The 17846-nt window shown below is 63.6% G+C and carries 16 protein-coding genes and 3 tRNA genes; 14 read left to right on the top strand and 5 right to left on the bottom strand.

Annotated features, from left to right (window positions below):
• Positions 1 to 11: 11 nt before the first annotated feature.
• On the top strand, positions 12 to 935 hold the full coding sequence (locus AC1DSJ_RS25965) for a ParB/RepB/Spo0J family partition protein (RefSeq protein ID WP_054420874.1): 924 nt from the start codon (positions 12 to 14) through the stop codon (positions 933 to 935).
• Positions 928 to 1932, top strand: a complete 1005-nt coding sequence (locus AC1DSJ_RS25960; protein ID WP_441372476.1) for an asparaginase — start codon at positions 928 to 930, stop codon at positions 1930 to 1932. Before AC1DSJ_RS25965 ends, AC1DSJ_RS25960 begins: the two co-directional genes overlap by 8 nt.
• On the opposite strand, the gene AC1DSJ_RS25955 is transcribed toward AC1DSJ_RS25960, so the two are convergent.
• The gene (locus AC1DSJ_RS25955) at positions 1926 to 2798 is read right to left on the bottom strand and encodes a LysR substrate-binding domain-containing protein (protein ID WP_054420872.1); all 873 of its coding nucleotides are present in this window, start codon (positions 2796 to 2798) and stop codon (positions 1926 to 1928) included. The genes AC1DSJ_RS25960 and AC1DSJ_RS25955 overlap by 7 nt on opposite strands.
• A gap of 118 nt (positions 2799 to 2916) precedes the next feature.
• On the opposite strand from AC1DSJ_RS25955, the gene AC1DSJ_RS25950 reads away from it, so the two are divergent.
• The 4 genes from AC1DSJ_RS25950 to AC1DSJ_RS25935 all read left to right on the top strand — a co-directional run bounded on the left by AC1DSJ_RS25950 (position 2917) and on the right by AC1DSJ_RS25935 (position 7490).
• Positions 2917 to 3504: a cysteine dioxygenase family protein gene (locus AC1DSJ_RS25950; protein WP_054420871.1), complete on the top strand. Its 588-nt coding sequence runs from the start codon at positions 2917 to 2919 to the stop codon at positions 3502 to 3504.
• A 2-nt stretch (positions 3505 to 3506) separates the two neighbouring features.
• Positions 3507 to 4697 carry a cystathionine beta-lyase gene (gene metC, locus AC1DSJ_RS25945; RefSeq protein WP_441372475.1) on the top strand — a complete coding sequence of 397 codons (1191 nt, stop codon included), beginning with the start codon at positions 3507 to 3509 and terminating at the stop codon, positions 4695 to 4697.
• Positions 4694 to 6292 carry a rhodanese-like domain-containing protein gene (locus tag AC1DSJ_RS25940; RefSeq protein WP_427945232.1) on the top strand — a complete coding sequence of 533 codons (1599 nt, stop codon included), beginning with the start codon at positions 4694 to 4696 and terminating at the stop codon, positions 6290 to 6292. The genes metC and AC1DSJ_RS25940 overlap by 4 nt, the downstream gene beginning before the upstream one ends.
• A gap of 190 nt (positions 6293 to 6482) precedes the next feature.
• Entirely contained in the window at positions 6483 to 7490 is a 1008-nt protein-coding gene (locus tag AC1DSJ_RS25935; protein ID WP_441372474.1) for a Bug family tripartite tricarboxylate transporter substrate binding protein, read from the top strand.
• Between the two features lie 87 nt (positions 7491 to 7577).
• On the opposite strand, the gene AC1DSJ_RS25930 is transcribed toward AC1DSJ_RS25935, so the two are convergent.
• Genes AC1DSJ_RS25930 through AC1DSJ_RS25915 form a run of 4 tightly spaced genes read right to left on the bottom strand, consistent with a single transcriptional unit; the run spans position 7578 to position 12127 of the window.
• Positions 7578 to 8339, bottom strand: coding sequence for a DeoR/GlpR family DNA-binding transcription regulator (locus tag AC1DSJ_RS25930; protein ID WP_054420867.1), 762 nt, complete (start codon positions 8337 to 8339; stop codon positions 7578 to 7580).
• A 17-nt stretch (positions 8340 to 8356) separates the two neighbouring features.
• Positions 8357 to 10039, bottom strand: a complete 1683-nt coding sequence (locus tag AC1DSJ_RS25925) for an ABC transporter permease subunit (RefSeq protein WP_054420866.1) — start codon at positions 10037 to 10039, stop codon at positions 8357 to 8359.
• 22 nt (positions 10040 to 10061) lie between these two features.
• On the bottom strand, positions 10062 to 11069 hold the full coding sequence (locus AC1DSJ_RS25920; RefSeq protein ID WP_175170422.1) for an ABC transporter ATP-binding protein: 1008 nt from the start codon (positions 11067 to 11069) through the stop codon (positions 10062 to 10064).
• A gap of 47 nt (positions 11070 to 11116) precedes the next feature.
• On the bottom strand, positions 11117 to 12127 hold the full coding sequence (locus AC1DSJ_RS25915) for an ABC transporter substrate-binding protein (protein ID WP_054420864.1): 1011 nt from the start codon (positions 12125 to 12127) through the stop codon (positions 11117 to 11119).
• Between the two features lie 152 nt (positions 12128 to 12279).
• Here AC1DSJ_RS25915 and hisN point away from each other — a divergent pair, with 152 nt between their 5' ends.
• From hisN to AC1DSJ_RS25875, 8 genes are all read left to right on the top strand, one after another.
• Positions 12280 to 13086: a histidinol-phosphatase gene (gene hisN, locus AC1DSJ_RS25910; RefSeq protein ID WP_441372473.1), complete on the top strand. Its 807-nt coding sequence runs from the start codon at positions 12280 to 12282 to the stop codon at positions 13084 to 13086.
• Positions 13087 to 13143: 57 nt separating this feature from the next.
• Entirely contained in the window at positions 13144 to 14529 is a 1386-nt protein-coding gene (locus AC1DSJ_RS25905; RefSeq protein ID WP_054420862.1) for a glutamine synthetase family protein, read from the top strand.
• A 30-nt stretch (positions 14530 to 14559) separates the two neighbouring features.
• A complete protein-coding gene (locus AC1DSJ_RS25900) occupies positions 14560 to 15948 on the top strand; it encodes an aldehyde dehydrogenase family protein (RefSeq protein ID WP_441372472.1) in 1389 nt (462 codons plus the stop codon).
• Between the two features lie 24 nt (positions 15949 to 15972).
• On the top strand, positions 15973 to 17136 hold the full coding sequence (locus AC1DSJ_RS25895; protein ID WP_175170420.1) for an iron-containing alcohol dehydrogenase: 1164 nt from the start codon (positions 15973 to 15975) through the stop codon (positions 17134 to 17136).
• A gap of 112 nt (positions 17137 to 17248) precedes the next feature.
• Positions 17249 to 17335 (top strand) — tRNA-Tyr (locus AC1DSJ_RS25890).
• 146 nt (positions 17336 to 17481) lie between these two features.
• Positions 17482 to 17555 (top strand) — tRNA-Gly (locus AC1DSJ_RS25885).
• Between the two features lie 12 nt (positions 17556 to 17567).
• Positions 17568 to 17642: transfer RNA gene (locus AC1DSJ_RS25880), tRNA-Thr, on the top strand.
• Between the two features lie 56 nt (positions 17643 to 17698).
• Positions 17699 to 17846: GTP-binding protein (locus AC1DSJ_RS25875; protein ID WP_441372500.1), on the top strand; the 148-nt coding region annotated here is incomplete at its 3' end.

Here is a 17846-nt window from a genome sequence, read left to right as displayed (position 1 = left end):
AGGATTTAACTATGGCCACCAAGAAACCCAAGGGATTGGGTCGCGGACTGGACGCCTTGCTTGGCGCGGACGCGCCTGCGATCGACAACATCGGCAAGGCCGTCGCGGCCAAGCCCGAGGGTCCGCCATCCACCTTGCCCATCTCGAAGATGCGCGCCGGCAAGTATCAGCCGCGCACGCGCATGGACGAGGGCGCCCTGGGTGAGCTGGCCGAATCGATCCGCACACAAGGCATCATGCAACCCATTCTTGTGCGCGCACTGGGCGAGACCGCGCCCGGCCATTACGAGATCATCGCAGGCGAACGCCGCTACCGCGCCGCGCAGATTGCCGGCTTGAAGGAAGTGCCGGTGCTTGTGCGTGAAGTGGCCGACGAGAACGCGGCCGTCATGGCGCTGATTGAAAACATCCAGCGCGAAGATTTGAATCCGCTGGAAGAGGCGCACGGCGTGCGCCGCCTGCTGGACGAATTCGGCCTGACACACGAGCAGGCCGCGCAAGCGATCGGCCGTTCGCGTTCTGCCACCAGCAATCTGTTGCGTCTGTTGAACCTGGCCGCGCCCGTGCAAACGATGCTGCTGGCGGGCGACGTCGACATGGGCCATGCCCGCGCGCTGTTGGCCGTGGACGCGGCCACGCAGATCCAGCTGGCCAACCAGATCATCGCGCGCCGTCTGTCGGTGCGGGAAGCGGAAAAGCTGGTTGCGAAGACCGCCAAGGACACGGAGTCCGCGGCATCCCCGCGCAAAAAGACCAATGGCGTATCGCGTGATCTGACGCGTCTGGAAGAAGCCTTGTCCGATCACCTGGGCACGCGTGTCGCCCTGAAGGTGGGCGCTAAAGAGAAAGGGCAGATCGTCATCGACTTCCATGGCTGGGAACACCTGAACTCGCTGCTGGAACGCCAAGGCTTGTCCGGAGTCGTGGATGCTTGAGCAAGCCTTGCCGGTGATCGCCGTGCTGGCCACGGGCGGCACCATTGCGGGCGCCCAGGCCGACGCCACGTCTGCCGGCTACAAGGCAGGATCGTTCTCGGTTAACGACTTGCTGGCCGCTGTGCCGCAGTTGTCCGGCATTGCCGAGATTCGCGCTGAACAGGTCGCGAATGTGGGCAGCCAGAACATGACGCACGCCGTGTGGCGTGCGCTGGCCGAACGCGTGAACACCCTGTGCCAGGACGCTTCGGTGGCCGGCATTGTCATCACGCACGGCACCGATACGCTTGAAGAGACCGCGTACTTCCTGAGCCTGGTCATCCAGCACGACAAGCCTGTTGTGCTGGTGGGCGCCATGCGTCCCGCCACGGCGTTGGGCGCGGAAGGCCCGGCCAACTTGTATAACGCGGTGGCGCTTGCCCGTCACCCCGACGCGCGCGGCCGTGGGCCGCTTGTCGTCATGAATGAAGACGTGCACTACGCCCGCGAAATCCAGAAGATCGCCAGCGCAGGCCTGTGCGCGTTTGCGTCGCCCAATCGTGGCCGCGCAGGCGTCATGCATGGCGGCGCGCCGTGCTTCTATTCGCGCAACACCACTACGCACTCGACACAAAGCGAGTTTTCACTCGCATTGCTGGAAAGGGCGGGCTGGCCGCGCGTAGACATCGTCTACGCCCATGCCAACCTGCAAGCCGATTTGATCGAATTCCTGACCGATAGCGTGGATGGCATCGTGCTGGCCGGCGTGGGCGATGGCAACGCCACCGATCTGGCCATTGACGCATTGAGCCGTGCGGCAGATCGCGGCGTGGCCGTGGTGCGGTCCAGCCGCACCGGCAGCGGTTTCGTGGCGCGCGATGTTGAGCTGGACGACGGCAGCCTGGGCTTTATCGCGGCGCGTGACCTGAATCCGCAAAAGGCGCGCATACTGCTGATGCTGGCCCTGTCCGTCACGCGCGACGCGGCCGCCATGCAAGCGGTGTTCGACCGCTACTGAGCGTCGCCTTGTTGCGCCAGCCCCAGGTTGGTCCGCAGCATGTCATAGACCTGCCGCGTCAGCGGATTGATCAGATCACGTCTTATCCACAGGAAGTAGGTGACGTCCGGCAAGGGCGGCAGCCCTTCCTTTTCTCCCAGCACGCGCATCTCGGGCCCCAGTAGTTCCACGCTGCGGGCCGTCACGCCCAGACCGGCGCGCAACGCCGCTTTGATCCCCACCAGGTTCGGCGCCACATAGTTGGTGTGCCAGCGCACCCGCGCCTGCTCCAGCGCATTCAAGGCCAGCCGGCGAAAGATGCTGGGCTCATCGGCCAGCACCAGCGGCACGGGCGCGTGCACGTCATGCACATAGTCGGCAGACGCCAACCACACCGTGGGTGACGTGCGTAGCGCCACGCCTTCGAAGTCCTGATCAAAACGCGTGGAGATGGTGAGGTCGATTTCGCCCGCACGCAGGGCATCCATCAGGAAGGGGCTGCGATCCACGCGAATCTCGAGCTTCACACGTGGCGCTGACCGAGCGATGTGCGTCAGCAACGTGGGCAGGATGGTGTCCGCCACGTCCAGCGGCGCGCCCAGCCGCAAATCCCCTTCCAGCGGACCGTCCTGCAAGGCGCGCAACGCTTCATCGTTGATGGCGAGCATGTGGCGCGCATATTCCACCAGCCGGCGTCCATGCGATGACAGCACTTTGTTGCGCCCCTGCTTTTCGAACAGTGGCAGGCCGATGGTGGATTCCAGCCGCTGCATCTGCTGCGTAATCGCCGACTGCGTTTTATGCAGCCGATTGGCGGCTTCCGAGAACGTCTCGTGCTGGGCGATGGCCGTTAGCGTGCGAAGCAGGTCTAGATCCAGATTGCGCATGTCATGCCCTAAAAGTATTAGCAATGCTAATGGGATGTTAAGGCAATTTAAATTGTTGGCGCAGGGTCCGAGCGATACATTAAGTGCAATAACTCATGAGACAAGAGGGAAAACCAAAGTGAGCACTGCACATCCTCATCAGGCCGGCATCGATAGCGCCATCGGAAATATTAAAAAAACTGTAGGAAATAAGGGGTTGAACCGCGACAGCCTGAACGACGTTCTGCAAGAGCTGGTGGGCTTGGCCGCGCACACGGACTGGTGGACGGGAGACCGCTACGCCCCGCCGGAAGACGGTGAGCGCCAGGCGCGCTACCTGATCGCGGAAGACCCCGACAAGAGCTACGCGCTGTACCTGAACGTCATGCGCCCCGGCAACAAGATCGTGCCGCACAACCACACCACCTGGGCCTGTATCGCTGCCGTGGAAGGCGTGGAATACAACTACGTGTACGACCGCCTGGATGATGGCTCGGTGCCGGGCGTGGGCAAGCTTGCAAAGACGGGCACCGTCGTCGTGGGCCCGGGCGCCGGCATCGCCTTGATGCCCGACGACATCCACGCCGTTGAAATCCAGGGCGACAGCGTCATCCGCCACCTGCATATGTACGGCCGCGCCCTGGAAACGCTGAACGAACGCCTGGGCTTCGACCTGGACGCCGGCACCTGCAAAGTCATGCCGATCGGCGTGAAGACGCGCCGTTGATCATGAGCAAGCCCTACCAGTCCACTACGCGATTGCTGCGCGCCGGGCGTCCCCATCAAGGATGGGTCAACACGCCGGTGACGCGCGCCAGCACCTACGTCTTCGATAGCGTCGAAGCCTGGCGCGATACGCGCGCACGCCGCGAAGAAGAGCGCCTGCCGTCCTATGGCGCGCGCGGCACTGACAGCACGCATGCGCTGGAAGACGCGCTGGTGGAGCTGGAGCAGGGCTTTCGTGCGGCGCTGTATCCCACGGGGCAGGCGGCGATCGCCACCGTGTTGCTGGCCTATCTGCGCGCGGGCGATCACGTGCTGATCACCGACGCCGTGTATGAGCCGGTGCGCCGCTTCTGCGCCGAGCATCTGACGCGTCTGGGCATTGAGCACACGTTCTACCGGCCGGATGGCGTGGGCATCGAGGCGCTGATCCGGCCGAACACCAAGATGATCTACGCCGAAGCCCCGGGCTCGCTGACGTACGAATTTCCGGACCTGTGCGACTTATCCACAGCTGCCAAAAAACACGGTTGCTGGCTAGCTGTGGATAACACGTGGGCGTCGGGTTTGATATACAAACCGCTCACGCTGGGTGCCGATATTTCCATCTTGGCGGCCACCAAATATCTGGGCGGACATGCCGATGTGATGATGGGCGCCGTGGTGGTCAACGCACGCGCCTGGCGTCCGCTGGAACGCGCCAGCATCGACTTCGGCCAGACCGTCGGCGCCGACGATGCGTTTCTGGTGCTGCGCGGCATGCGTTCGTTGCCGCTGCGCATGGCGCAACACGCCAAGAACGCAATGCAGGTCGCGCAGTTCCTGTTGGAACGCTCTGAAGTGGCCCGCGTGCTGTGCCCCGCCTTGCCCGGCGATCCGTCGCACGCCATCTGGCAGCGCGATTGCTCCGGCGCCAATGGCCTGCTGACCGTCGAACTGAACGACGGCTTCACCGCGACAGACGCCGAGCGGCTGATCGACAGCCTGCGCTTGTTTGGTATCGGCGCCTCGTGGGGCGGCTTTGAAAGCCTGGTGATCCCCGTGCAACTGGCCTCGCGCGCGTTGCCTGACGCGACCCCTCGCGGCGCCATGCTGCGCCTGCATATCGGCCTGGAAGCGCCCGAAGACCTGATCGGCGACCTTGAACAAGGCCTGTCCGCCATGACCCAATCCTCTCGTTCCCTTCGAATCTCATGATGCACCCGACCTCCGCTTCTTCCTTTGCAGACATCGACGCCCACACGCTGAAGCAGTGGTTGCACGACGGCCACGAGATCGCCTTGCTGGATGTGCGCGAACACGGCCAGTACGGCGAATCGCATCTGTTCTACGCCGCGCCCGTGCCGTACAGCCGGCTTGAAATCGACATCGTGCGATTGGCTCCGCGGCGCGACGTGCGCGTGGTGGTGTACGACAACGGCGGCGATGACGACACCGCGGCTCGTGCCGCCCGGGCGCTGGTCAAGCTGGGCTATGGACAGGTGCATCGCCTGGCAGGCGGCATCGCGCAATGGCAGCAAGATGGCTACGCCGCCTTCGCTGGCGTGAATGTGCCCAGCAAAACCTTCGGCGAATTGGCCGAAGAAGTTTTCCACACCCCCCGTATTGGTGCGCGTGAATTGGCCGAACGCCAGCAACGCGGTGATGACCTGATCGTGCTGGATGGCCGGCCTTACTCTGAATACCAGAAGATGAGCATTCCCGGCGGCATCTGCTGCCCGAATGGCGAACTCGCGCTGCGCGCGCATACGCTGGCCAAGCGCCCCGAGACCACCATCGTGATCAACTGCGCCGGCCGCACGCGCAGCATCATCGGTGCTCAGACGCTGATCAATCTGGGTGTGCCCAACCCCGTCTACGCGCTGGAGAACGGCACACAGGGCTGGTATCTGGAAGACCTGCAACTGGAACATGGTGCGCGCCGCCGTTATGACGATGGCGTCGCGGCCGAAGACCTGCCCGCGTTGGCCGGCCGCTCGGCGCAGCTGGCCGAACGCCATGGCGTGCCATTCGTCAGCGCCGCTACGGTGCAGGAATGGCTGCACGATTCAACGCGCAGCACCTTCCTGTGCGATGTGCGCAGCGCGGAAGAATTTGCAGAAGGCTCGTTGCCGGGGGCGCAGCATACGCCGGGTGGGCAGCTGGTGCAGGCCACCGATCAGTACTTGGCCGTGCGCGGTGCGCGCATCGTGGTGTTCGACGCCGAAGGCGTGCGCGCGCCGGTCGTGGCCAGCTGGTTGCGGCAGATGGGCTGGGACGCCTGCGTGCTGCAAGAAGGCATCAACGCCGCCTTGACGCATCAGACGCCCGAGGTGCAAACACCCGTGGTTTCCATGCTGTCCGATTCCGGCCTGGCCAGCGCCTTGGCGCAAGGCGCGCAAGCCGTCGATGTTCGCCCGGGAATGCGTTATCGCGCGGGCCATATCGCGGGTGCGCAGTGGTCGATTCGGCCGCGTCTGGATCGGCTGGCGCTGGACTCTGCGCGCGCTGTCGTGCTGCTGGCCGAGGACGTTGCGGTGGCGGCGTGGGCCGCCGAAGATTTGCGCGCGTTGGGCGTGCAAGACATCAAGGTGAACACCGGCACGCCGGCCAGCTGGCAGGCAGCGGGCATTGCGCAAGCGGCCACGCCCGCCGTGCCGGCCGACGACGAATGCATCGACTATCTGTTCTTCGTGCACGACCGCCACGATGGCAACAAAGCCGCGGCGCGCCAGTATCTGGCGTGGGAGACCAACCTGGTCAAGCAGATCGATGAACGTGAATTGGCGGGCTATCGCTTTCCGGCGCGCTGACGCCGCCCATTCACGCCGCGTCCGATAGGGCGCATGCCGCAACGGCCCGCAGAGGCCGCGCGGCATACCCAATGCATCAACGCAATCAATACGCCCCGGCGGCAGGTGCCGGCGGGGTGCGGACGGTTCATGGCGAACCGGAATGCAGGGACGGCCGAGTATCCGGCCGCAGACACAAGGGGAAATCCAGATGAAGCACCATGCATTGCACACTTGCGGCGCGGCCGCGTTGGCCATTGCCGGCTTGACGTGGGGGGCAGGCGTCCAAGCGCAAAAGCCTTCGCTCAAAGCGCCCGCCGACTATCCCAAGCAGGCCATCACCGTCGTCTCGCCATTCCCGCCCGGGGGCGGCAATGACAACGTGGCGCGGCTGATTGCGCAGGAGCTGGGCGCCATTACGGGCCAGAGCGTCGTGGTGGAAAACCGTTCTGGCGCGGGCGGCAACGTCGGCACGGCGCAAGTGTCGCGCGCCAAGCCCGATGGCTACACGCTGGTGATGTCGCAGACGAGCGTCATGGCCGTCAACCCGCGTTTGTACAAGAACGTGGGCTTTGATCCGGTGAAGGACTTCACGCCGATCTCGCAGATCACGTCTGCGCCGCTGGTGTTGGTGGCGCGCACCGAAAGCCCGTACAAGACCTTGGCCGACTATCTGGACGCCGCGCGCAAGCAGCCGGGCATCATCACGTATGCGACGCCCGGCAACGGCACGATGAGCCATCTGATGGGCGCGCTGGTCTCGAAAAAAGCGGGTGTGAATCTGGTGCACGTGCCGTATCGTGGCGCGGCGCCCGCCATCACCGATTTGATGGGCGGTACCGTCGATATGCTGATCACGTCACCCGCGTCGGCCGAACCCATGGTGGCCGCAGGCAAGCTGCGCATCCTGGCCTTGAGCCACGAGAACAGCATCGGCATTTTCAAGGGGGCGCCGACGTTGAAGCAAAGCGGTCTGGACGGCATCACCGCCGATGATTGGTATGGCCTGTTTGCCCCTGCCGGCACGCCGCCCGAGCGCGTCGCCTACCTGGCGCAAGCGGTCGGGCAAGCCATGAAGTCGCCCAACGTGATCGCCAAGATCAACAGCGGCGGCAGCTGGCCGGTGGGCAGCCAGCCGGATGCGTTCAAGACGCGCTTGCAGGAAGACACGGTGTACTGGGCCGACATGGTGAAGACGGCAGGGGTATCGCTGGACTAATGCGAAGGCGACCGAGAAGGCCAAGGCCAAGCTCACGGTCAAGGCCAAGGCCAAGGCCAAGGTCTAATCGGGCGCAGGGCAACGGGCTTACACCGCCAGCACGTTGCCCACCGCTGACTCCAGCGCCGTGTAGGCCGCCGATTTCTGTGCACTGGTGTTCGTCACCAGATGATCAATGCGGTCAGCGCCGCAGAATGACACGCGGCTGCACAGGCCGATCTTGCTGAAGTCAGCCAGCAGGACCAGTTGCTTGGCGTTGGCCGTCATCGCGCGCGCCACCTCGGCTTCGCGCAAGTCATAGTTGGTGGCGCCGCATTCAGCATCCACGCCCACGGGCGACAGCAACGCGAAGTCAGCGCGGTAGCGGTGGATTTCGGCAATGGTGATGTCGCCCGCGGTGGCGCATACCGGCCCGCCGACCGACCCGCCCAGCATCAACAGCTGATTCGCGCCGTTGCCCGCCGCGCCCACCTTCAACGCCACATCGAACGAATTGGTGATGATGGTGAGCCCCGACAACTTCGCCAATTCGTCGGCCAGCACGCTGGTTGTGCTGCCCGCATCCAGGAACAAGGTCTGGCCGCTTGCCACCAGCCCCGCCGCCGCGCGGGCAATGGCGCGCTTGTATTTGACGCGCGTGTGTACGCGTTCTGCGATGGGCGGCTCGCTGTGCACCGGCACCGCGCCGCCATGCACGCGGCGCAATTCGCCCATGGCTTCCAATTCGAGCAGATCACGCCTGACGGTTTCGCGCGACACGCCAAGCTCGCCGACGATGCGGTCCGTCGACACCTGCTGCAATGAAGACAGCAGGGCGCGGATTCTTTGATACCGCTCTTCTTGCCACATATCCGATGCTTCCTAATCTATCTCCGCCGCCGCGCCGCGCCGGCGATCAACGCGCGCATGGCCAGCAGAGAACCTCCAACGACCAGCATGATAAGCGTGGAATACGCCGCCGCCTGCGAAACGAATCCAGCTTCGTCCAGCCGCAGCACCGATACGGGCGCCACGCTGACCGATGGGGTCACCAGGAAAATCACCGCCGACAGCGTCACCATCGACCGCATGAACAGGAAGAAGAACACGCCCAATACCGTGGGGGCGATAAGCGGCAGCACGGCGTCGCGCAGCACTTGCATGGTGCCGCCCCCCAGGCAGCTGACCGCTTCCTCCAGGGCTTGCGGCACGGCGCGCATGCCCGTCATCATCGTCAGGAATCCTTGCGTGTGATAGTGGTAGAAGTTGCATAGCGCAATCAGCGCCGCGCTGCCATACAGCGCATACAGCGGCGTGCCAGGCGCGTTGAACGCGAAGATGTACGACAGCCCCAGCACCAGGCCCGGCACCCCCACCGGCAACACCGACAGCAGATAGATCACCTTCGCCCAGCCGCGGCCAATGCGGCAGACGCCGAAGCTCAAGAAGAACAACAGCAGCACCCCGCCGCCTGCGGCCGCCAGCGAGAGATACAGCGACGTCCACAACGGCGCATAGCCGCCGCTGACGGTGATGTCGTAGTGCTTGAGCGTCCACTCCATCCGGTACGGCCATAGCCGCATGAAGCTGGCGAAGACAACGGTGGCCACTGTCAGGATGATCGTGCTGCAAGCCAGCAGCACGCCGATGCCAAACGCCAGGTCTCGCGCGCGTGCCGGTTGCGGCGCCACCCGTATGCCGCTGGGCGACGCCGAGCCGAATTGGCGCTGCGACGCCACGCGTTCGATCTGCACTGAAATCAGCGAAGGCAGCAACAGCAAGATGCCCACTACCGAGCCCATGCCGAAATTCATTTGCCCCGATACCTGGCTGTAGATCTCGGTGGCAAGAACCCGGTAGTTGCCGCCGATCACCGCGGCGTTCCCGAAGTCGGTGATGGTGATGACGAACACCACGAAGCCTGCGCTCAGCAAGCCGAACTTGCAGTTGGGCAAGGTGATGTCGAAGAACTGGCGCGTGCTGGATGCGCCCATGACTTCGGCCGCATCGTAGTAGCGGGCGTCCATGTTGCGCAGCGCCGCCTGCAGGATCAGCACGGCCTGGGGCAGGGCATAGAACACGTTCGATATCAGCAGGCCCCAGAACCCGTAGATATCGATTTCCCAGCCGGTCCACCGGTGTACCAGCCCGTTGCGTCCCAGGATGAAGATCAGGCCCAGCCCTTGCACGAGCGACGGCGCCAGTAACGGCAATACGAGCGCAAGCCGCACGATGCCCTTGCCGCGCATGCAGCTGCGGTCCAGCCCATACGCGATGGCGAAGCCCGCGGTGATGCTGATAAGCGTCGTCGCCGCGCTCATCACAAGGCTGTTTACCGTGGCGGTCAGGATGCCGCGGGTGGCGAAGACCTCGGCGTAGTTGCCCAGGCCGATTGAGCCGTCTTTTTCGACCAGGCTGCGCCACGCGACGGTGGCCAGCGGATACAGGAAGAAGAGCGCCAGCCCGGCTAGCGGAATGGCGACGCAGGTCCATAGCAACAGCCGGTCGGCGGACCAGGGCGCGCGTCCGGCGGGCGTGGCGATGGCGGCGCCGGCTTGTAGCGTGCTCATGCGGACATTCCGCTTGGCGCGGTCATACCGCCACCCAGGCGCAGTGGCCGGGCTCCATGTCCAGCCGCACCGCTGCGCCGCGCGACAGGCCGGCCGCACCATGTTGTTCCACCACCAGCTCACGTCCCAGCCAGGCGACGCGCAAGCGGGTCAGATTGCCCATGAACGTCATGTCCTGCACGCGTCCGGGGCCGTGCGCATCGGCGGCGATGCGCAGGTTCTCGGGCCGCAGGCAGGCCTCGTAGCGTTCGCTGGCGCCGTCGGGCCGCGTTGCCAGCAGTTGCGGCATGGCGTCGCGCACCCAGTCGGTGGGCAGCAGATTGCTCAGCCCCACGAAGTTGGCCACGAAACGGGTGCGGGGCCGCAGATACAGATCGGACGGCGACCCCACCTGCTCGATGCGCCCATCGTTCATGCAGACAATCTTGTCGGCAAGCGTCAGGGCTTCCTCCTGGTCATGCGTCACCATGATTGTGGGAATTTTCAGGCGGCGTTGCACCTCGTGTATTTCCGCGCGCATGTCCGTACGCACGCGGGCGTCCAGCGCCGACAGCGGTTCGTCCAACAAGATCAGCGCCGGGTCCACTGCCAGCGCGCGCGCCAGTGCCACACGCTGCTGCTGGCCGCCCGACAACTGGTGTGGATAACGCGCCGCATAGTCGGGCAGCTTGATGAGCGTCAGCAATTCGTCCACACGCGCCGCGATGCGGTCGCGCGGCTCGCCTCGGATGCGCAGCCCGTAGCCCACGTTTTCGGCCACCGTCATGTTGGGAAATAGCGAGTACGACTGGAACACGATGCCAAAGCCGCGCTTGCGGGCAGGCAGCCCGCTCAGGTCGCGTCCGCCCAGCGTGATGGCGCCGCTGTCAAAGGGAAGCAGCCCGGCCACGATGCGCAGCAAGGTCGTCTTGCCGCAACCGCTGGGCCCCAGCAGGCAGACGAATTCGTGCTCGCCAACGGACAGGTCGATATCTTCCAGCGCCACGGACGCGTCGAAGGTTTTCCGTATCCCGCGCAATTCCAGATACATGGGGTCTCCCGGACGGATGGCGGCGGGCGGCGCCCGCCGCTAAGGCGTCAGCGCTTGATGGTGTTTTGCCAGGTCTTGATGGTGGCGTCGCGCTCGGCGGCAGACGTCTGGAAGTTCACCGGATACAGCACCGTCGTCAGATCTTTCGGCAAGCCCGCGGCCTCGGCCGCTTTGTTGGGGGCGGCGCCGGGCAGGGTGACGAGCTCCTTGTACTGGCTGTACAGGGCGCCCGCTTGCGGCGATAACGTCCAGTCCAGGAAGCGCTTGGCGTCGGCGGGATTCTTCGCCGCCTTCATCAGCCCGGATGCCTCAAGCTCGTATCCGACCCACTGTTTGGGAATCACCATCTTGACGGGGTAGCCCTCATCGATGGATTGCATGGCGGGGAAGGCGAACGACACGCCGATGGCATATTCACCGGCGCGCGCCATCTTGCAGGGGCGGGACCCGGATGGCGTGTATTGCGCCACGTTCTTGTCCAGGTCCTTCAACAATGCCCAGCCTTTCTCCTGGCCCAGTCCTTGCAACAGGGCGACGATCTGCAAGTAGCCCGTGCCGGACGCCGCGGGGCTGGGGATAACGATTTCGCCCTTGTAGACCGGCTTGGCCAGATCCTCCCAAGACGTCGGCATCGGCAGGTTCTTGGATTTCAGCCGATCAGTGTTCACACAGAATGCGGCGACGTAGCCGGTCGCGGCGAACCACTTGTTGTCTGCGCCTTTGTACTGGGCGGGCAGGGCGTCGATGCCCTTGGCCGCGTAGGGCTCCAGCAGATTCTGCAAGCGCGGGTCCAGCATGTTGCTGACGGCAAAGCCCCAGATCAGATCCTGCTGGGGGTTGGCCGCCTCGGCGATGAGGCGCGCGCCCAGGTCGCCGGTGGACAGGCGCAGCACGTTGACCTTCACGTCCGGCATGGCCGCGTTGGCCGCCTTCAGGTAGGCGGCAATCTCGTCTTCTTCCAGCGCGGTGTAGACGGTGATGGCGCCGGCATGGACCGCCTGTGCACAACTTAGGGAAATTACTGCAACCACAACGCTAAGCTTCTTCATACATTGCATGATGGAACTCCGGTAGGGAATACACGGCAACGGTGGCGAGCTACGAATGCGTACGGCGACTTCATATGACAACGGTGAAGTTGCAGTTTTAGGTATATTTGCAAATTTGGGGCAACGTGTCTAGACTGGAAAAACCCCCTGGGAGCTCACTGATGCAAACGTCCGCCGCCCTGTCGGCGCAGCAATTGGCCGAATATTCCTCGTTCGCGCAAACCCTCGCGGATCAGGTTCGGCCGTTGTCCCGCAAGTGGTTCCGCCACCCGCTGTCCATCGACACCAAAGCTGACGAAAGCCCGGTCACGCAAGCTGACCGCGAAGTCGAGTCCGCCTTGCGCGAGGCCATCGCGCAGCACTATCCCCAACATGGCATCTTCGGTGAAGAGTTCGGCGCCGAGCATGCCGAAGCCGATTTTGTGTGGTCGCTCGACCCCATCGACGGCACCCGTGCCTTCATCTCGGGCAACCCCTTGTGGGGCACGCTGCTGGCGCTGCTGCATCGCGGCCGCCCGGTGTTGGGCCTGATCGACATCCCGATGCTGGAAGAACGCTGGATCGGCGCGTCCGATTCGCCCGCCCGTCTGAACGGCGAGACCTGTCAGGTCAGTGGCTGCACCGAATTGCGCAACGCCATCCTGTACGCCACCTCGCCCGATATCTTCGAAGGCGCCGAACTGGCGGCGTTTGACGCCCTGACCGGCGCCGCGCGCATGCGCCGCTACGGGGGCGACTGCTACAGCTATGGTTTGCTGGCCAGCGGCCATGTCGACCTGGTGGTCGAAGCCGGCTTGCAACCGTATGACTATCTGGCGCTGATGCCCGTGATTGAAGGCGCGGGCGGCGTCATTACCGATTGGTCGGGGCAGCCGCTCAGCCTCGAATCGCAGGGCCGCGTCGTCGCGGCCGCCACGCCGCAGCTGCATCGCCAGGCGATGCGGGTGCTGGGGGCGGCCATGACCTGAACGCCGCGCCGCCCGCCCGCAGTTCAACGCAACGCTTCAGCCACAAGGTGAACAAGCATGCATGCACTTGGGGTAGCAACGGTGGAAGACGCGGAGCGGCTGGTGCAAACCAGCCCGCTCTCGCATATCAAGGTGGGCCTGTCCGACGTCGACGGCGTCATGCTGGGCAAGTATTTGCGGCGCGACAAGTTCCTGGGCGCGTTGCGTTCTGGCCTGGCGTTCTGCGATGTGGTGTTTGGCTGGGATCTCGATGACCAGCTCTACGACAACACCAAATACACCGGATGGCACACCGCCTATCCCGATGCGAAGCTGCGCATCGTGCCGCAAAGCGCACGCCGGTTGCCGCTTGAGCAAGGCCCCGGCGGCGAAGACATGCTGCTGTTCCTGGCCGAGTTCGAAGGCGATGCGGGCAACATCTGCCCCCGCCGGCTGCTGCATCGCACGCTGGATCGCGCGGCAGGTATGGGTTTTGACGTCTACGCTGCGCTGGAATACGAGTTCTTCATGTTCCGCGAAACGCCCCACTCGGTGCGCGCCAAGCACTACCGCAACATGGAAAACTGGACGCCCGGCAATTTCGGCTATTCCATGTTGCGCAGCACGGTCGAAGGGGACTTCTACCGCAAGCTGCTGGATATGTGCGAACGCATGGACATGCCCATCGAAGGGCTGCACACCGAGACCGGCCCGGGCGTGCTGGAAGCGGCCCTCGCCGTGGATCAGGCGGCGGATGCTGCCGACAAGGCCTTTCTGTTCAAGACCTTTACCAAAGCACTGGCGCAGCAAAACGGCTTGATGGCGACGTTCATGGCCAAGTGGTCGCACGACCATCCCGGGCAAAGCGGCCACATCCATCTTTCGCTGCGTGACAAGAAGAGCGGACGCTCGGCGTTCTATGACGAATCCCAACCGCATGGGATGAGCGCGGCGCAGGTCTCGTTCATGGCGGGCGTGCAGCGCTATCTGCCGGAGTTCATGGCGCTGTATGCGCAGACGATCAACAGCTATTCGCGCCTGGTGCCTGGCTACTGGGCGCCGCTGGACGCGACCTGGGGCATGGAGAACCGCACCACTGCGTTGCGGCTGATTCCAGGCAGCGACAAATCCCAGCGCGTCGAAGTGCGCATCGGCTCGGCGGACGCCAACCCCTATTTGGCGCTGTCCGCCGCGTTGGCCTCGGGACTGTATGGCATCGAACAAGGCCTGAAACCCGAACCCATGGTGCAAGGCAACGCGTACACACAGCAGTTTCCCGCCCATCTGCGTTTGCCCACGACGTTGTGGGAGGCTGCGCAGCGCTTGCGCGAGTCCGAAGCCGCAAATCATCTGTTTGGCGCGCCGTTCGTCGAGCACTATGTTGCGACCCGTGAATGGGAAGAACGCCAGTTCCGCCGCCACGTGACCGACTGGGAGCTGGCGCGCTATTTCGAAATCATCTGATCCCCGTCCACCTGTTTGCATAGGGCCGATATGACCCAGGAACTCATCACCATCAGTCCCATCGACGGGCGCGAGGTTGTGCGGCGCGCCTATGCCAGTGAAGCGCAGATTGCGCAGGCGCTGGCGCAGGCTAAGGCTGCGCAGCCCGCGTGGCAGGCGTTGGGCATTGCGGAACGGGGGCGCATCGTGTCGGCGGCGGTCGACCGCTTTGTGGCCGCACGCGATGACATTGCGCGGGCCATCACCATCCAGATGGGCCGGCCGTTGCGCTATACGCCGGGCGAGGTCAGCGGCTTCGAATCGCGCGCGCGCCACATGATCGCGATTGCCGAGGAGGCCCTGGCCCCCATTCGTGTGCCTGAACAAGCCGGCTTTACCCGTTTCATCAGCCGCGAACCGATCGGCGTGGCGCTGACGATCGCGCCGTGGAACTATCCCTTGCTGACGGCGGTGAACAGCATCGTGCCGGCTCTGATGGCCGGCAACACCGTAATCCTGAAGCACTCTGATCAGACGCCGTTATGCGCCGAGCTGATCGAACGGGCGTTTCGAGACGCTGGTGCGCCCAAGGGCGTGTTCCAGTACCTGCATGCGAATCACGACACGGTGCAGCGCCTGATCCGCGCGCCCGAGATCGGCTACGTGTCCTTCACGGGTTCCGTGCGCGGCGGCCGCATCATCGAAGAAAGCGCGGCGGGGCGATTTATCGGCGTGGGGCTCGAGCTGGGCGGCAACGATCCGGCGTATGTGCGGGCGGACGCCAAACTGGAACACGCCGTCGAGACCTTGGTGGATGGCGCATTTTTCAACTCGGGCCAGTCTTGCTGCGGTATTCAGCGCATTTACGTCGCGCGGCCGGTGTTTGACGAGTTTATTGAACGCGCCGTGGCGTTGACGAACGATTACGTGCTGGGCAATCCGCTGCATGCCGATACGACCTTGGGGCCGGTGGTTCGCGCCCGCGCGGCGGCTGAGATTCGCGAGGTTATTGCCGAAGCCGTTTCGGCCGGCGCGCAAAACCTGATTGATCCCTCACATTTCAAGAATGCGAGTGAAAGCTCGCCTTACGTTGCACCCGCTTTGCTTACGCGAGTAAACCATCGCATGCGCATCATGAGTGATGAGTGCTTTGGTCCGGTGGTTGGCATCATGCCGGTAGAGACCGATGATGAAGCCGTGGCGTTAATGAACGACAGCCCCTATGGTTTGACGGCGGCGGTGTTCACGCAGGACGAAAGCGCCGCGCTGGCGCTAGGCCGCCAAGTGCAGACCGGCACCTTCTTCATGAACCGCTGCGATTACCTGGACCCGGCGCTGGCCTGGACTGGCGTGAAGAACACGGGGCGGGGCGTGTCTCTGTCCGTCGTCGGCTACGAGCAACTTACGCAAGCGAAATCCTTCCATCTGCGCAGCGTCTGACACGACGCATTCAGGAACCGAATCATGACTGTGCCCAGCGTCAATTGGAACTATCCCACTGCCATCAAGGCCGGCCCCGGCCGCGTTAAAGAACTGCCTGATTGGTGCCGCGAGCTAGGCATGCAGCGGCCGCTGCTTGTCACGGACCCAGGCTTGGCCGCTTTGCCGATGGTGGGCGACACCGTGCGCGCTTGCCGCCAATCCGGGCTGGAATGCGGGCTGTTCCATGAGGTCAAGGGCAACCCCACCGGACGCAACGTGGAGGACGGTGTGGCGGCTTATCAACAGGGTCGGCACGATGGCGTCATTGCATTTGGGGGCGGGTCGGCGCTGGATGCGGCCAAGGCGATTGCATTGATGGTGGGACAAAAGCGTCCCTTATGGGACTTCGAAGACATTGGCGACAACTATCAGCGCGTGAATGTGGCCGGCATGGCGCCGGTCGTGGCGGTGCCGACCACGGCGGGTACGGGGTCGGAAGTGGGGCGCGCGTCGGTCATCACGGACGAGGCCGCCGAGGTCAAGCGCATCATTTTCCACGCGCGCATGCTGCCCGCAATTGTGATCCTTGATCCGGAACTCACGGTGGGCCTGCCGCCCAAGATCACCGCGGCAACCGGCATGGATGCGCTGTCCCACAATCTGGAGGCGTACTGTTCGCCGTTCTTTCATCCGATGGCGGCCGGCATCGCCATTGAAGCCATGCGGATGATCAAGGAATACCTGCCGCAAGCGGTGGCTGATGGCGCGGATTTGCAGGCCAGGCAGCAGATGCTGGTTGCGTCCTGCATGGGCGCCACGGCATTTCAACGCGGCTTGGGCGCCATGCACGCGCTGGCGCATCCGCTGGGCGCGCTGTACGACGCGCATCACGGCATGTTGAACGCGATCCTCATGCCCTATGTGTTGAAAGCCAACCAGCATGCGGTCGCGCCGCGACTGGAAGCGCTGGCGCGTTACCTGGATCTGCCTGCCACGGGGCCGGGCGCCGTGCTGGATTGGGTGCTGCGCTTGCGCGAGACGGTGGGCATCCCTCATACCCTTGCCGAGATCGGCATCGACGAGGGCCAGGCCGAGCGGGTAGGGCGCATGGCGAGTGAAGATCCGTCAGGCGGAACCAACCCCATTATTTTCACGGCCGACGACTATTCGCAGCTTTTGCGTGCATCAATTCGCGGAAACCTGTAAGATTCGGCCCCTCTGCGCGGAAACGCGAGTGGTTGAACAAAAGTTTTGAATATTTTCATCCGAAGGGTTTGACACCGGATTCGAAAGTGTTCATAATCTCAAGTTCTCCGCTGGAGGGGTGCCCGAGTGGTTAAAGGGGGCAGACTGTAAATCTGTTGGCCTTGCGCCTACATTGGTTCGAATCCAATCTCCTCCACCAGAGACCCAACTCTATATCCAGGCGATGTCTGCCTGGATTTTAAAATTAGGCCTAGGGAACTGGGCGGCCTTTGCAAAAAAAGGCTGTAAGGTTCCCCAGGCCTTGATTTTGAAGAGTCTGGGATGCGAGAAGGTGATGGGTATGCCGCGGGTGTAGCTCAATGGTAGAGCAGAAGCCTTCCAAGCTTACGACGAGGGTTCGATTCCCTTCACCCGCTCCAAGATTTTTAAATGCCCATGTGGCTCAGTGGTAGAGCACTCCCTTGGTAAGGGAGAGGTCGCGCGTTCGATCCGCGCCATGGGCACCACAAATTTCCAAGTTCTTTTCTTCAGTCTGAAGCGCAATCCAGGTCAGGAGTCAGCCATGGCAAAAGGCAAGTTTGAACGTACCAAGCCGCACGTGAACGTGGGTACGATTGGTCACGTTGACCACGGCAAAACGACGTTGACGGCAGCTATCACGACCGTTCTGTCGAACAAGTTCGGTGGCGAAGCCAAGGGCTACGACCAGA

The sequence above is a fragment of the Achromobacter sp. 01N37 genome, from assembly GCF_056399725.1.
The sequence above is the reverse complement of the archived record's forward strand: the minus strand, read 5'-3'. Positions and strand labels throughout refer to the sequence as shown.

What these genes read in the sequence shown, in the direction of transcription:
- AC1DSJ_RS25900 (WP_441372472.1), top strand. Translation starts at nt 14,560, where the DNA reads ATGACCCAGGAACTCATCACCATCAGTCCCATCGACGGGCGCGAGGTT.
- AC1DSJ_RS25925 (WP_054420866.1), bottom strand. Translation starts at nt 10,039, where the DNA reads ATGAGCACGCTACAAGCCGGCGCCGCCATCGCCACGCCCGCCGGACGC.
- hisN (WP_441372473.1), top strand. Translation starts at nt 12,280, where the DNA reads ATGCAAACGTCCGCCGCCCTGTCGGCGCAGCAATTGGCCGAATATTCC.
- AC1DSJ_RS25935 (WP_441372474.1), top strand. Translation starts at nt 6,483, where the DNA reads ATGAAGCACCATGCATTGCACACTTGCGGCGCGGCCGCGTTGGCCATT.
- AC1DSJ_RS25965 (WP_054420874.1), top strand. Translation starts at nt 12, where the DNA reads ATGGCCACCAAGAAACCCAAGGGATTGGGTCGCGGACTGGACGCCTTG.
- AC1DSJ_RS25905 (WP_054420862.1), top strand. Translation starts at nt 13,144, where the DNA reads ATGCATGCACTTGGGGTAGCAACGGTGGAAGACGCGGAGCGGCTGGTG.
- AC1DSJ_RS25955 (WP_054420872.1), bottom strand. Translation starts at nt 2,798, where the DNA reads ATGCGCAATCTGGATCTAGACCTGCTTCGCACGCTAACGGCCATCGCC.
- AC1DSJ_RS25930 (WP_054420867.1), bottom strand. Translation starts at nt 8,339, where the DNA reads ATGTGGCAAGAAGAGCGGTATCAAAGAATCCGCGCCCTGCTGTCTTCA.
- AC1DSJ_RS25915 (WP_054420864.1), bottom strand. Translation starts at nt 12,127, where the DNA reads ATGCAATGTATGAAGAAGCTTAGCGTTGTGGTTGCAGTAATTTCCCTA.
- metC (WP_441372475.1), top strand. Translation starts at nt 3,507, where the DNA reads ATGAGCAAGCCCTACCAGTCCACTACGCGATTGCTGCGCGCCGGGCGT.
- AC1DSJ_RS25940 (WP_427945232.1), top strand. Translation starts at nt 4,694, where the DNA reads ATGATGCACCCGACCTCCGCTTCTTCCTTTGCAGACATCGACGCCCAC.
- AC1DSJ_RS25920 (WP_175170422.1), bottom strand. Translation starts at nt 11,069, where the DNA reads ATGTATCTGGAATTGCGCGGGATACGGAAAACCTTCGACGCGTCCGTG.
- AC1DSJ_RS25960 (WP_441372476.1), top strand. Translation starts at nt 928, where the DNA reads ATGCTTGAGCAAGCCTTGCCGGTGATCGCCGTGCTGGCCACGGGCGGC.
- AC1DSJ_RS25895 (WP_175170420.1), top strand. Translation starts at nt 15,973, where the DNA reads ATGACTGTGCCCAGCGTCAATTGGAACTATCCCACTGCCATCAAGGCC.